The sequence below is a fragment of the Amycolatopsis sp. A133 genome (assembly GCF_031082405.1).
In the GTDB taxonomy this organism is placed as follows: Bacteria; Actinomycetota; Actinomycetes; order Mycobacteriales; family Pseudonocardiaceae; genus Amycolatopsis.
Genome location: NZ_JAVHJU010000076.1, coordinates 380,489 through 393,202 on the forward strand (window position 1 = coordinate 380,489; position 12,714 = coordinate 393,202).

The window sequence follows — 12,714 nt, forward strand, 5'->3', positions numbered from 1 at the left end:
CCAGCTCGCCGGTCAGACCGTTCCGTTCTCCCACCACCACGCGCGGCCGAGGTCGGCCCGGCTGTCCACGTGCTGGTGGTCGGTGTTGTAGGTCTCCAGGCCGGAGAACCCGCACGTCTCGGCCTTCTGGTAGACGGTCTTGTTGGCCACGCCCGGCACGTCCAGGTCGGCCGCGGTGCCGTACAGGTGCATGCTGTCGCTGGCGCCGCCGATCTCGGCGTTGTGCGCGATGCTGCGGAACCCGGAGTTCACCGTGATCGCCTTGTTCCCGAGCTTCTTGCGCAGCGCCTCCAGCTTGTACATGCAGCGGCGGGCGTTCTCCCGGGCCGTGGCCGCGCTGACCTTGCCACCGTTGAAGGTGCCGCTCACCCGGTCGGTGAACTCGCTGAAGTTGAAGTGCGCGGTGGACCCGTCGCTCTGCTCCAGCGCGTTGAGCGCGGCCTGGGTGGCCGGGCCGGCCTGGCCGTCCACGCCCAGGCCGTAGGCCGCCTGGAACCGGCGGACCGCCGCCGCCGTGCCGGGGCCGAACTCGCCGTCGATCGAAACCCGGCTGTGACTGGCCGAGTCGGCCGCCCAGCCCGCGACGCGGATCTGGAGTTCGGTGACGTCGGCGCCCGTGCTGCCCTGCGTCAGGGTGCGGGACCACGGGTACGCCTGGGCGGTGCCGGACAGCAGCAGCGGGGCGGCCGCCGCGGTCGCGCCGAGCACCACCGCGCCGCGCAGCACCGTGCGACGGCTCATGGGGAGTTTCATTCTCGTCCTTTCCTGGCAGGGGATCTTTCAGCGGTTGGCGAGCCGGTCGAGGTCGGCTTGGGTGCCGTTGAAGACGTCGCCGGTCGCCGGCGCGGGGATGCCGTCGGGGATGGCCGCGTCGGTGTACTGCCACATCAGCCAGGTCTTCGACCCGGCGGGCAGCGCCGGCTGCGTGACGGATTGCCGGTAGTCGGCGAGCTGCATCGGATAGGCGGACAGTGCCGTGGTGCCGCCCAGGCACGCGTCCAGGAACGACTTCTGGGTGTAGATGATCGGGGTCCGGCCGAACGCCGCCTGGACCTTGTCCAGCCACGCCTTGGCGTCGGCGACGGTGACGTACGGCGGGCAGCCGCCGGAGCCGTCGTCCTTCCACTCCAGGTCGAACACGGGCGGCAGGTCACCGGCGCGTTTGCCGGTGTAGCCGGTGGCCCGCACCGCGGCGATGAACCGGTCCGCCTGCGCGCCGCCGGTGCCGGCCGCCGTGCCCGTGTAGAAGTGGTACGGCCCCACGGCCAGGCCGGCGTTGCGGGCCGCGGGCAGGTCCGTGGCCAGGTAGTCGTCGGTGGTGTTCAGGCCGCGGGTCGCCTTGACGGTCGCGAACTCGACACCGGACGCCTTCACCGCGCCCCAGTTGATCGGCGCGCCGCCGGGGTGCTGGTACTTCGCCGTGTCCACGCCGTCGATCGGGTGCCCGGCGGGCTTCGGCGGCGTGCAGTAGGTGTTGCGGCCGGACCAGTCGGCGACCTTCGCCCACGTCGTGGGCCCGGCGACCCCGTCGGCACTGGCGTTGACGCAGTGCTGGAACTGGATCACCCGGTTGCGGGTGCCGTCGCCGAAGTCGCCGTCCACCGTCAGCGGCGGGTAGTGCCCCGGCTCCATGGCGAGGTTCAGCCGGCACTGGAGCTCTTCGACGTCCGTGCCGGTGGCCCCGCGCTGCAGGGTCGGGCGGGCCGTGGACAGGCCGCAGACCGCGGCCTGCGCGGTGTCCGCCGTGCCCTGGGTGGCGCACTTGCGCGGCCGCGCGGCCCACGAGTTCAACGCGGCCCAGGTGTTCGGCCCGATCCGGCCGTCCACGCTCACCGCGGCGCACCGCTGGAACACGCGCACCCGGGCGTCGGTCGCCGCGCCGAAGGAGCCGTCCGCGCCGATCGGGGTGTACCGGCTGGCCTTGGTCGCCAGGTTCAGTTCGCACTGGGCCTCGGCGACCGCGGTGCCGGTCGCTCCTTGGGCCAGGGTGGGCTGGGCGGTGGTGTGCCCGCACACCGCAACGGGTTCGGCCGCGTGCGCGGCTGCGGCGGTGGGGAACACCAGCAGCACCGCGACGGCCAGAGCGAGTCTTTGCATGGCGAGAAGGCTGGCAGCGGCCCCTCCCGCCGGTCGCCCTTCGGGGTCCGACTCGGGACGCCGGGACGGTTCCACCCCCTCGGACCAGCGAGAACTTCACCACCGTGGGACACCGCCGGGACGCCCGCGCGGGCTCGGGTCAGTTCCGTCGCCTGTCGGTGCCGTCGACGGCGGTGAGCAGGCCGTGTTCGCCGAGCGCGGGCACCGACAGCGTCTTGTAGCCGTGGTCGTCGAACACGGCGACCACCGTCTCGTCGTCCGCGGACATCACAACGCCGTGGCCCCACTCCGCGTGTTCGACGGCGCTGTTGACGGAAAACGCCGCGCCGTCGGACGACTGCGCCCCGGCCGTGCCGGCGATGCAGGTGTCGCAGTTGCCGCAGGGCTGCTCGAGCTGTTCGCCGAAGTAGCCGAGGAGGAACCGGCGGCGGCAGCCGGTGGTCTCGGCGTAGCCGCGCATCATCTCGATCCGGGACCGGATCAGCCGCTGGTGGGCCTCGGCCGCCTCGACGCCCTGCTCGACGGCCTGGCCGGGGTCGACTTCGGGATCCCGGTATTCGAGGCGGCCGTCGGCGGTGACGCCGACCGAACCCGTCTGCTCCAGCAGGTTGACCGCCCTGGTGCGCTGGGCCGCCGAGACGGTCACCTCCTTGCCGAGCTCGGCGGGTTTCAGCGGTGTGTCGCGCCCGGCGAGGATGGTGGCCACCTCCGCCAGCGCCTGTTCGGGCGCCTTCGCCGCGGTGAGGAACTTCTGCAGCCCCAGGTCCCGGGGCCGGTGGTACAGCGTGATTTCCGCCGGTTCGCCGTCGCGGCCGGCGCGGCCGATCTGCTGGTAGTACGTGTCGAGCGAGTCCGGCGCCGACGCGTGCAGGACGAACCGCAGGTCGGCCTTGTCGATCCCCATGCCGAACGCCGAGGTCGCCACCACCGCGTCGAGGTCGCCGCGCAGGAACTCCTCGTGCACCCGTTCGCGGTCGGCCGCCTTCATCCCGGCGTGGTAGGCCGCCGCGCGGACGCCCTCCGCGGCGAGCTCCCCGGCGTAGGTTTCGGCGTCCTTGCGGCTGGTGACGTAGACCAGCCCGGGGCGGGTGGCGGGGTCCGCGGTCAGCGCGCGCGTCCGCGTGATGACGGCCTGGTGCCGGTCGTCGTCGTTCGGCAGCGGGTCGACGCCGAGGCGCAGGTTGGGCCGGTCGAAGCCGGCCAGGACCTCCCGGTGGTCGCGCAGCCCCAGCCGGGTCACGATGTCGGCTCGCACGGGCAGCGCCGCGGTGGCCGTCAGCGCGATCACCCGCGGGTGCCCGAGCCGCTCGATCACCGGCGCCAGGCGCAGGTAGTCCGGGCGGAAGTCGTGCCCCCACCCCGAAACGCAGTGCGCTTCGTCCACCACGAACAGCGAGACGCCGAGCTCCGCGACCGCGCCGAGCACTTCGTCGGAGGCCAGCTGTTCCGGGGACAGGAACAGGTACTCGGCCTCGCCCCGGCGCAACGCCTCCCACGCGTGCTTGCGCTCGGCGGCGCGTTGCGCGGAGTTGAGGGCGACGGCCGCCGGGGCCCGGCTCTCCTCGATGCCCTCGATCTGGTCGTTCTGCAGGGCGATCAGCGGCGACACGACCAGCGTCGGGCCGTCCAGCAGCAGGGCAGGCACCTGGTAGATCGCCGACTTGCCGGCCCCGGTGGGCAGCACGGCGAGGACGTCGTGCCCGCCCATCACCTGCTCCATCGCCGCCAGCTGCTCGTCGGTCAGCTGTGACCAGCCGAAGGTCTCCGCCGCGATCCGCTGGAGTTCGTCGCGTCTTCTCGCCACCCGCCGCAGGTACCCGCGCGCCGGCGGCGGAAACCACGCCGGCGCCCGAGGAGGTGCACCGATCAGGTGAGCGAGGGCACGGCGTCCGCGGCCTTCGGCTCGGCCGGGCGCTCCTCCTCGGCCCGGCTCTCCGGCTCGGCCGGGCTCTCCGCTTCGGCCTCGACGCCGATCCGGTCACGCAGCTCGTTGACGGCGTCGACGATCTGGCTCAGCTGGGTCAGCACCGTCTGGTGGGTGGCCCGGATGGCGGCGGCTTCCTCGTCCGCGCGGGCGACGATGACCCGCGCGTCCTGCTGCGCGGTCTCTTTGATTTCCGCGGCCTCGGACTTCGCGACCTGGAGGATCTTTTCGATCCGCCTGCCCAGCCCGGCGGCTTCGTCCGGTTCGGCGGCCCGGGGCGCGGGGACCTGGGCTTTGGCCAGCCGGCGCTCCGCGACCCGCCGCGCCTTTTCGTGCCGGTCCACTCGCTTCTCCGCGACCCGCACGTATTCGTCCACCTGACGGCGGTCGTACCCCCGCAGGACGATCGGGAACCGGACGTCGGACTCCGGTTCTGTTTCGGGTTCGGAAACCGTGTTCTCCATGCCCCGAGTGTCGGCAAGATCGCGACGCCCGGCAATCCGAAATCACTCGTCCACACCCACCGAGCGCACTTTCGGTGGAATTCTCCGCGATTCAGGTTTCTGCGGGCCCGGCGCTTTCCGGCGCGCCCGGTGGACGGGCGAGCCTCACCTGTCTCGACGGCCGTGTCGTCACAAATGCCGTGAAACCCCCGCGCGCACCGGTGATAGACCACGGATCACCGCGTCGCCCGGTTTCCGCCGGCGGCGCCCTACCGGTGAAGGAGTTCAGCATGTTCATGCGTCGCTGCCTCGGGGTGCTCGGCGCCCTCGCCGTCGCCGTCGGCTCGGCCGTGGCCGGTCCCACCGTCGCGGAGGCCGCCGATACCTGCACCGCCAACACCAACCGGGCCGTCCTCGGCGGCTACGAACAGTCCCTGAGCTGCTACGGCAGCTACTACCGCGTCGTGTACGGCCTCGGCACCACGCTCAGCGACGCCTTCGCCGAAGCCACCGCGCTGGTCCAGGACCCCGCCATCGCCGGGCTGAGGTGCACCTCCGACAACGCCGGCGACACCGAGCTCGGCGGCTTCAGCGTGCGCCTCCGGTGCAACCCCCCGGCCGGCCTCGTCGTCATCGAGGGCATGGGGACCACGCTCACCGACGCCGCCCACGAAGCCCACACCCTGGCGCACGTCTACGCGGCGAGCAACCAGCTGTGCACCGACTCCATGACGAGCCCGGTCACCGGGGGCTTCAGCGTGACGGTCCAGTGCATCACCCCGGCCGGCATGTACTTCGTCACCGGCACCGGCACGAAGCTCACCGCCGCCGCCGCGGCGGCCCGCGGGCTGATCCACACCGCCTGAGGCGGGCTCCGGGCCCGTCAGCCGACCAGCCGGGGGAACAGCTCCCGGACGCCGCGCCGGAGATCGCCGAGTGCGTCTTCCGCGCCGGCGAGGTGGCGCAGCAGCGCCTGCTGGAACAGGCCGTCGAACAGGGCGTAGGCCTCGGGCGCCGAGCACGTCGGCTCGGCGCCCGCGAGGCCGGCGTAGGCGCTGACGTTGCGCCAGATCATGTCCTGGAGGCTGTCGTCGATCTCGGCGACGTCCTCGCGGAAAGCCGGCTCGAACAGCGACTGCGTCCGCAGGTCGTACCACATCCGGTGCATGAGCGGGGCTTCGCCGAGCGCCTCCGCCAGCCCGTCCGCGCAGGCCGCCGCCAGCTCGTCCGGCGTGGCCGCCTCGCCCACGCCGCCTTCGTAGCGCTTCACGCAAGCGGCCTTGTACCGTCGCACGCAGTAGGTGATCAGCTCGACCTTGTCGGCGAAGTAGTAGTGCAGCAGGCCGTGCGAGAACTTGGTGTGCTCGGCGATCGTGCGCAGGCTCGTCCGGGCGTAGCCGAGGTCGGCCAAGGCCAGTAGCGCCGCGTCGGCGAGTTCGCGGCGGCGGTCCTCGAACTTGTCGGCCGGGGTCCGGCGCCTCACGGCTGCGCTGGTCACGTGACCGAAGATACCACCGAGCCATTCTCTGACCAATCGTCCAAGAAATTCTTGACAACCGTCCAAATCGGGGTCAAGGTCGTCACCAGCCGCCGGCGCCGTCGGAAGGGACGACGATGTCTCTGTTCTTCTACCTGCACAAAGGTGCCTCCCTGGACCCGGGAGCGCCCTGCCTGACCCTCGACGGGACCTCGTGGTCCTACGGCGAGGTCGTCGAGCTCGCCGAGGCCGTCGCCCGCGCCCTGCGGCGTTCCGGTGTCACCCCCGGCGACAAGGTCGGCATCCTCTCGGCCAACGACCCGACCGCGTTTTCCTGCGTCTTCGGCATCTCCCGGGCGGGTGCGGTGTGGTGCCCGATCAACCCGCGCAACGCGGCCGCCGAGAACGCGGAACTCCTGGACTTGTTCGACTGCACCACGCTGATCTTCCAGCCGGCCTTCGAAGAGCTGGTTCGCAAGATCGCCCCGCAGCTGCCGAAGCTGACGACGCTGGTGCGGCTCGGCGACGGCGACGAGGTCGCCCCCGGCTTCGACGCCTGGCTCGACGCCGCCCGCGACGACGCGTCAGCCGAAGCCGCCCAGCCCGACGACGTCGTCGCCCTGGTCGGCACCGGCGGCACCACCGGACGTCCCAGGGGCGTCCTGCTCACCGACCGCAACCTCGAGGTCATGTCGGCGATCACGCTGATGAGCTACCCGTTCGAGGGCCGCCCGGTGTACCTCGCCCTGGCCCCGCTGACCCACGCGGCCGGCGTCCTGTGCTTCCCGGTCCTCGCCCGCGGCGGCGAGGTCGTGATCATGGCCGAGCCCGACGTCGGGCGGTTCCTGGAGCTGATCGAACGCCACCGGGTGACCCACACGTTCCTGCCCCCGACGCTGATCTACCTGGTGCTCGGCCATCCGGCGCTCGGGTCGACGGACCTGTCGTCCCTGCAGTGCTTCTGGTACGGCGCGGCCCCGATGTCGACCGCGCGGCTGACCGAAGCCCTCGACCGGATCGGGCCGATGGCGCAGCTGTTCGGCCAGTCCGAGGCCCCGATGATGATCTCGACGATGTCCCCCGCCGAGCACCGCCGTCCCGACGGCACCGTCCACACCGGACGGTTGTCGTCGGCCGGCCGGCCCTCGCCGCTGGTCACGGTGGCGATCCTCGCCCCGGACGGGCAGCCGGTGCCGCGCGGGGAACGCGGCGAGATCTGCGTGCGCGGATCGCTGGTGATGGCCGGCTACCACCGCGACCCCGAGGCGACCGCCGAAGCGTCCGCGCACGGCTGGCACCACACCGGCGACATCGGCTTCCTCGACGACGAGGGTTTCCTCCACATCGTCGACCGCGCCAAGGACATGGTCATCACCGGCGGGTTCAACGTCTACTCCGCCGAAGTCGAGCAGGCGGTCATGGCCCACGCCGCGATCCGCGACTGCGCGGTGATCGGCCTGCCCGACGACAAGTGGGGCGAACGCGTCACCGCCGTCGTCGAGCTCCGGCCGGGCGCGGTGCTGGACACCGGCGAGCTGCTCGCGTTCGTCAAGGACCGCATCGGCAGCGTCAAGGCGCCCAAGCAGCTCGAAATCTGGCCGGAGCTGCCCCGCTCGGCCGTCGGCAAGGTCCTCAAGGCCGACATCCGCTCGACCTTCACCGAACGCAGCAAGGAGGCTGTCCGACCATGAAACTCGCGCTCTACCTGCCGAACTTCCGCGACAAGGTGACCGTGGCCGAACTCGGGGACCTCACCGCCCTCGCCGAGGACCTCGACTTCGACTCCGTCTGGACGCTCGACCGGATCATCGTCCCGGAAACTTCGGACACCCAGCAGATGCAGCACTCCTTCGGCATGATCGAGGGGTTTCCCAAGGGCCTCCCGGTCACCTCGCGCGGCGAATTCCTCCAGGGCATGCCACTCCTCCCCTGGCTCGCCGCGAAGACGTCGAAGGTGCGCATCGGGATGAGCATCATCGACACGCCCTACCGCTCCCCCGGTGTCCTCGCGGCGGAGCTCGCGACCATCGACCACCTCTCGGGCGGCCGGCTCAACGTTGCCGTCGGCTCGGGCTGGATGCCCGAGGAGTTCGCGGCCGCGAGCGCGTCGCACATCTTTCCCAAGCGGCACCGGCACGTCCGCGAAACCCTGGAGATCATGCAGGGCATCTGGACCAACGACCTGTTCGAGTACCACGGCGAGTTCGCCGACTTCCAGCGCAGCGGGTTCGGCGCGAAGCCGGTGCAGAAGCCGCACCCGCCGATCTTCTTCAGCGGGCTCAAGGACGCCAAGCGGTCCGCGAGCCGCATCGCGAAGTACGGCCTGTCGGGCTGGATCGGCATCCAGGACTCCCCCGACGACATCCGGCGCTGGCGCACCGAGATCCAGCGCGAGCTCGAAACCCTCGACACGCCGCGTTCGGTCGACGACCTCGAGATCGCCAGCATGATCTGGTTCGTCATCACCGACCAGGACCTGGACCAGTCCCCGATGGGCAAGGGCACCAACCTGCTCGCCGGCTCGGCGGCCCAGATCACCGACCAGCTCAAGCGCTACCAGGACGCCGGGCTGACCATGCCGTTCCTGTGGCCGCCGTTCCAGGACGTACCGGTGGCGAAGACCCTCGACGACATGAAGCGCCTGAAGGAAGAAATCCTGCCCAAGATCGACGCGATGTGAAAGGGACCGGCATGTCCGAACTCCAGGGAAAGCGCGTTTTTGTCACCGGCTCCGGTGCCGGCATCGGCAAGGCGATCGCGGCACTGTTCATCGAACGCGGCGCGCAGGTCGTGGTCAGCGACCTCAACGCCGATTCGGCCAAGCAGGCGGCCGACGAAATCGGCGCCACCGGCGTCGCCAACTGCGACGTCACGGAAGAAGCCCAGGTCCAGGCGGCCGTGCAGCAGGCGGCCGATCTGCTCGGCGGCCTCGACGTCCTGGTGAACAACGCGGGGATCGAGGTTTCGTCGCCGCTGCTGCAGCAGTCCACGGAGAGCTTCGACAAGATCTTCGCGGTCAACGTCCGCGGCACGTTCGTGACGATGAAGGCCGCGATCCCGCACCTGCTGGAGTCGAAGGGCAACATCGTCAACATAGCCTCGATCGCGGGCATCGGCGGCAGCCCGCTCCTGGGCTCGTACTGCGCAACGAAGGCGGCGGTCATCCAGCTGACCCGCGTCGCGGCGGTGGAGATGCGCCCGGCGGGGGTGCGGGTCAACGCGGTCTGCCCGGGTTTCGCGGACACGGCCATGGTGGAGCGCCTGGTCCCGGACTTCGAAGCGGCAACGCAGGTGCCGTTCGCCGACCTGGTCGCGGCCAAGCAGGGCCGGCTCGGAACACCGCAGGACATCGCCGAGGTGGCAGCGTTCCTGGCGTCCGACCGGGCCACGTGGATCACCGGCAGCCACTACGTCCTCGACGGCGGTTTGACTGCATCCCTGGTGTGAGGGTCAGGTGGACAGCTGCGCGGCGCCGAAGGAGACGTCGAAGCGATCGCACCAGAGACTCACGCTGGTGTAGCCGGTCAGGTCGGTGCCTGGGGGAAGCGGGTAGTTCTGGTTTCCCTTGTTGCCTTTCAGTTTGCCGGCATCGAGGTACTTGCCGTCGTCGAAGAGGCCCCAGCCGTCCTTGCCCGGTTTCACCGGGGCGTCGGTGAGCCAGACGTGCACGTCCGGGCCGCTGCTGGTTTGGAGGTTTTCCAGGCGGAGGACGAGTGACCCGTCGGCGGCGCGGATGATGCGGACGGTGCCGGCGGTGCGGTGTTCGTGGCTGATGAGGGTTCCGGTCGCGAGATCGGCGGGCTCCGGGGGTGGCTTCGGTGCTTGCTTCGGTGCTTGTGTCGGCTCCGGTGCTTGCGGTGGCAGGGCTTCCTGCACAGTCTCGTCGACCAGCAGCTGCCACGGCTGGAACCAGTACAGGCCCGCGGTGACCGCCACGAGCCCCGCCACGAGAACGCCGACGACCCAGGGGCGGCGAAGCACCGGCCGGGTGCGGTTCATGGTATTTCCTCCGAGTTTGTCCGTTGGCGTCTTATTCAACCCGGGCAGGTCGACCGGTGGGGTTCGGTAGCGGTTACCGATCTCTTACGGAGGGGCCGGGCTGGGCCAAGTCAATTTTTGTGCTCGTGGGTTTGGGCCCGTAGCCGTGTGGCTGCGGGCCTTTCCCGTGTTCAGGCTGCGAATGGGAGGGGTTCGTGGAGGCTGTTGCGTCTCGGTTTTCGGCGTTTGTCGATGAAGGTTGGTGGGAGGAACTCGGGGAGGCCGTCGGGGGCGATGCGGACTTCCCAGCCGGAGCGGTGCATCAGCCGGTGGTGGTGGGCGCACAGCAGGACCAGGTTGTTCAGGTCGGTGGGGCCGCCGTCGGCCCAATGCCGGATGTGGTGACCCTGGCAATGCCGAGGCGGGCGATGGCAGCCGGGGAAAGCACAGCCACGGTCACGTAAGAAGAGGGCCCGGCGCAGACCGGCGGAAATCAGGCGGCGGAGGCGGCCGAGGTTGAGGGGTTCGCTCTTCTCACCCAACACCGCTGGGATGATCATGCTGTCGCAGGCATGCACCCGAGCCTCCGCGGCCGTCATCTCCCCGGTGTCGCCGAGGGTCGCGCGACCGACACCGCTCTTCAGGTCCTCCAACGACACCGCGACCATGACATGGGCGCGTTCACCGGCCTGCATCGGCAGGTCCGGAGAGTTCAGCGCCAGGTCGAGAGCATCGGAGAAGGCATCCCCGTAACGCTGGGGCAGCGTACGGAAGTCGGGGCCCTCGTCGGTGGTGCGGCGCTCGGCGAGGGCGTCGAGCAGAGCGCTGGCGCGGGTACCGGTTTCGTCGTCGAACGTCCCGTTCAACTCCCACATACCGGTTCTCTTACGGCGCAGAAACAGCTCACGAGCCGGAACGACCGGTTCGGCGGCGTCGGGTTCCCGACCATCGGGATCCAGGTGAGCCAGGATCCGGGCACCGAGGGCCGCGACCTGCTTGTGCCCGGCCTCCTCGGCAAAGGTCAGCAAGTTCTCCTCGGCACTGTCGCGGTGTTCGACGGGAACGTGGGTCAGGACATCAACGATCGTGTCGATCATCGGATTGCTCAACCGGCCCGCACGGGCGGCAACACCGGTGGCGGGAGCCACGGCAGGAATGGGACTGCCATCAAGGGTCCGACCGGCATTGAGGGCCCGGGCACGTTTCACCGTACGTTCGGCAGCCTGTCTCGGCACATCGGCGAGGTGCTCCAGCAAGCGAGCGACCGACCGGTAGCCGAAGAGTTCCATGACACCCCGCTGCTCGATCTCCACCAGCAGAGCACCCAGCGACGCCTCAGCCGACCGCATACACGCAAGCAGCTCACCGGCACGGTCGGCCAAGGCCACCGCATCGGGGTGCTGGATCGCGTCGCTGGACATAAATCAAGAATATCAACAAACAAGAAGAACCGAATCACACGATCAGGCAGTAAGTGTCCGCACCCCAGAACAGCCACAACAAAAACCCCGGCAGAGGAACCGAAGCGTGGGGAATCGGCGCTACCGACCAAGACGCAAAGCAACCACAAACAAGCGCCGATTTCCCACGCCCCGGCGAAGCCGTCATCTTTAAAAGATGACCAGAAACAAGCCGAAAGCACCCGAGGCGGCCGCTAGTCCAGAGCGCGACGGCGGCGGCGATCCACGGCGCCGTCGAGGAGGGGCTGCAGCTCAGCGACCACCGTGTCGAGCGGTGCGACGTCTTGGTGCGCCCGGGCCAGGACGATCGCACCCTCCAGCGCGCTGAGCATCAGCACGGCCAGCGACGCGCTGCGGGCCGGGGGCACGCCCAGCTGCTCGAGGGTGGCGGCGACCGGCCGTTGCCACCCCTCGAACGCCTTGCCGACCGCTTCGCGCAGGCTGTCGCTGGTGGCGGCGGTGTCGGCCACCGTTGCGACCAGCGGGCAGCCGGCGTCGAAGCCCGCCGTCGTGAACTCGTCGCGCCACTGGGCGGCCATGGCCGCGAACAGCTTCCCGGGCGTCGGGTCTTCGAGCTTGGCCGCGACGCGGGCCACGCGCCGGGCGGCGTAGTCGCCCGCCCAGGCGACGGCTTCGGCGATGAGCTGGTCCTTACCGCCGGGGAAGTAGTGCTGCAGGGATCCCCGCGGTGCTTCGGCGTGGGCGACCACGTCCCGCATGCCGGTCGCCCCGACACCGTGGATCCGCACCAGCTGCGCGGCGCTGAGCACCATCCGCTCGCGCGGTGTCCTCGTCATCGGCTGCCTCCTTCATGACGTCCGTCATGGTAGCCCAGTCCGGCACGACCAGTGTGAAGTCGCGTTCGCCGCGCTCGTAGGACGGCACCGGCCGGAAGCCCTGGGCCAGCAGCAGCGCCTCGGCGCCGGTGTTCCCGGCCTGCACGGTGGCGCGCACGGTCCAGCCCGGCCAGCGCCCGGACGCCCACAGCCACCGGCTCAGCGCGCTGGCGATCCCCTGCCGCTGCCACGCGTCGGCGACGAGGATCCCGACCTCCGCCTCTCCCGGGGTCACCGAGACGAAGTTGAGCAGCCCCACCGGAGCGCCGCCGCGCCAAGCCAGCAACGCGACACCGGATGGCGGTCCGGCGAGCAGAAACTGCTGGTAGCGCTGGAAAACGTCGGCCGGATGGGCGGGTCCGCCCATCATGAACCGGCGCCGGAGACTGTCCGGCGAGCAGGCCGCGACCAACGCGGCGACACACTCACGGTCCGCGACCTCTATGACAGTGGTCATAGATCCATGAGACCACAGCGACACGAAAAACACCATGACCGT

At 70.3% G+C, this 12,714-nt stretch carries 13 protein-coding genes; 4 read left to right on the forward strand and 9 right to left on the reverse strand.

The features are described 5' to 3' along the window. Positions 1-12 precede the first annotated feature (12 nt). The 4 genes from Q5425_RS45385 to Q5425_RS45400 all read right to left on the reverse strand — a co-directional run bounded on the left by Q5425_RS45385 (position 13) and on the right by Q5425_RS45400 (position 4,485). Positions 13-753: a D-Ala-D-Ala carboxypeptidase family metallohydrolase gene (locus Q5425_RS45385; protein ID WP_308678672.1), complete on the reverse strand. Its 741-nt coding sequence runs from the start codon at positions 751-753 to the stop codon at positions 13-15. 27 nt (positions 754-780) lie between these two features. Beyond that, positions 781-2,097, reverse strand: a complete 1,317-nt coding sequence (locus Q5425_RS45390; protein WP_308678673.1) for a GH25 family lysozyme — start codon at positions 2,095-2,097, stop codon at positions 781-783. A gap of 139 nt (positions 2,098-2,236) precedes the next feature. Then, positions 2,237-3,901 carry a RecQ family ATP-dependent DNA helicase gene (locus tag Q5425_RS45395; RefSeq protein WP_308678674.1) on the reverse strand — a complete coding sequence of 555 codons (1,665 nt, stop codon included), beginning with the start codon at positions 3,899-3,901 and terminating at the stop codon, positions 2,237-2,239. A 62-nt stretch (positions 3,902-3,963) separates the two neighbouring features. Then, entirely contained in the window at positions 3,964-4,485 is a 522-nt protein-coding gene (locus Q5425_RS45400) for a DivIVA domain-containing protein (protein WP_308678675.1), read from the reverse strand. 269 nt (positions 4,486-4,754) lie between these two features. Between Q5425_RS45400 and Q5425_RS45405 the strand changes: the two genes are divergently transcribed. Next, entirely contained in the window at positions 4,755-5,330 is a 576-nt protein-coding gene (locus Q5425_RS45405) for a hypothetical protein (RefSeq protein ID WP_308678676.1), read from the forward strand. 17 nt (positions 5,331-5,347) lie between these two features. Here Q5425_RS45405 and Q5425_RS45410 read toward each other — a convergent pair whose 3' ends face one another. Beyond that, positions 5,348-5,962 carry a TetR/AcrR family transcriptional regulator gene (locus tag Q5425_RS45410; RefSeq protein WP_308678677.1) on the reverse strand — a complete coding sequence of 205 codons (615 nt, stop codon included), beginning with the start codon at positions 5,960-5,962 and terminating at the stop codon, positions 5,348-5,350. A 116-nt stretch (positions 5,963-6,078) separates the two neighbouring features. Here Q5425_RS45410 and Q5425_RS45415 point away from each other — a divergent pair, with 116 nt between their 5' ends. Genes Q5425_RS45415 through Q5425_RS45425 form a run of 3 tightly spaced genes read left to right on the forward strand, consistent with a single transcriptional unit; the run spans position 6,079 to position 9,388 of the window. Next, a complete protein-coding gene (locus Q5425_RS45415; protein WP_308678678.1) occupies positions 6,079-7,632 on the forward strand; it encodes a long-chain fatty acid--CoA ligase in 1,554 nt (517 codons plus the stop codon). Next, complete coding sequence (locus Q5425_RS45420; protein WP_308678679.1) at positions 7,629-8,621, forward strand: LLM class flavin-dependent oxidoreductase; 993 nt, start codon at positions 7,629-7,631, stop codon at positions 8,619-8,621. The genes Q5425_RS45415 and Q5425_RS45420 overlap by 4 nt, the downstream gene beginning before the upstream one ends. A gap of 11 nt (positions 8,622-8,632) precedes the next feature. After that, positions 8,633-9,388: an SDR family oxidoreductase gene (locus tag Q5425_RS45425; RefSeq protein WP_308678680.1), complete on the forward strand. Its 756-nt coding sequence runs from the start codon at positions 8,633-8,635 to the stop codon at positions 9,386-9,388. A gap of 3 nt (positions 9,389-9,391) precedes the next feature. Here the strand turns inward: Q5425_RS45425 and Q5425_RS45430 are convergent, their stop codons facing one another. The 4 genes from Q5425_RS45430 to Q5425_RS45445 all read right to left on the reverse strand — a co-directional run bounded on the left by Q5425_RS45430 (position 9,392) and on the right by Q5425_RS45445 (position 12,585). After that, positions 9,392-9,940, reverse strand: coding sequence for a DM13 domain-containing protein (locus Q5425_RS45430; protein ID WP_308678681.1), 549 nt, complete (start codon positions 9,938-9,940; stop codon positions 9,392-9,394). 170 nt (positions 9,941-10,110) lie between these two features. Beyond that, positions 10,111-11,340: a DUF222 domain-containing protein gene (locus Q5425_RS45435; RefSeq protein WP_308678682.1), complete on the reverse strand. Its 1,230-nt coding sequence runs from the start codon at positions 11,338-11,340 to the stop codon at positions 10,111-10,113. A 233-nt stretch (positions 11,341-11,573) separates the two neighbouring features. Continuing rightward, positions 11,574-12,089 carry a TetR family transcriptional regulator C-terminal domain-containing protein gene (locus Q5425_RS45440; RefSeq protein ID WP_308678742.1) on the reverse strand — a complete coding sequence of 172 codons (516 nt, stop codon included), beginning with the start codon at positions 12,087-12,089 and terminating at the stop codon, positions 11,574-11,576. Continuing rightward, entirely contained in the window at positions 12,031-12,585 is a 555-nt protein-coding gene (locus tag Q5425_RS45445; protein WP_308678683.1) for a GNAT family N-acetyltransferase, read from the reverse strand. The genes Q5425_RS45440 and Q5425_RS45445 overlap by 59 nt, the downstream gene beginning before the upstream one ends. Positions 12,586-12,714 lie beyond the last annotated feature (129 nt).

Excerpts from the sequence above, each read along its gene's own strand:
- Q5425_RS45390 (WP_308678673.1), bottom strand. The coding sequence starts at position 2,097 with ATGCAAAGACTCGCTCTGGCCGTCGCGGTGCTGCTGGTGTTCCCCACC.
- Q5425_RS45430 (WP_308678681.1), bottom strand. The coding sequence starts at position 9,940 with ATGAACCGCACCCGGCCGGTGCTTCGCCGCCCCTGGGTCGTCGGCGTT.
- Q5425_RS45400 (WP_308678675.1), bottom strand. The coding sequence starts at position 4,485 with ATGGAGAACACGGTTTCCGAACCCGAAACAGAACCGGAGTCCGACGTC.
- Q5425_RS45425 (WP_308678680.1), top strand. The coding sequence starts at position 8,633 with ATGTCCGAACTCCAGGGAAAGCGCGTTTTTGTCACCGGCTCCGGTGCC.
- Q5425_RS45420 (WP_308678679.1), top strand. The coding sequence starts at position 7,629 with ATGAAACTCGCGCTCTACCTGCCGAACTTCCGCGACAAGGTGACCGTG.
- Q5425_RS45445 (WP_308678683.1), bottom strand. The coding sequence starts at position 12,585 with ATGATGGGCGGACCCGCCCATCCGGCCGACGTTTTCCAGCGCTACCAG.
- Q5425_RS45415 (WP_308678678.1), top strand. The coding sequence starts at position 6,079 with ATGTCTCTGTTCTTCTACCTGCACAAAGGTGCCTCCCTGGACCCGGGA.
- Q5425_RS45435 (WP_308678682.1), bottom strand. The coding sequence starts at position 11,340 with ATGTCCAGCGACGCGATCCAGCACCCCGATGCGGTGGCCTTGGCCGAC.
- Q5425_RS45385 (WP_308678672.1), bottom strand. The coding sequence starts at position 753 with ATGAAACTCCCCATGAGCCGTCGCACGGTGCTGCGCGGCGCGGTGGTG.
- Q5425_RS45405 (WP_308678676.1), top strand. The coding sequence starts at position 4,755 with ATGTTCATGCGTCGCTGCCTCGGGGTGCTCGGCGCCCTCGCCGTCGCC.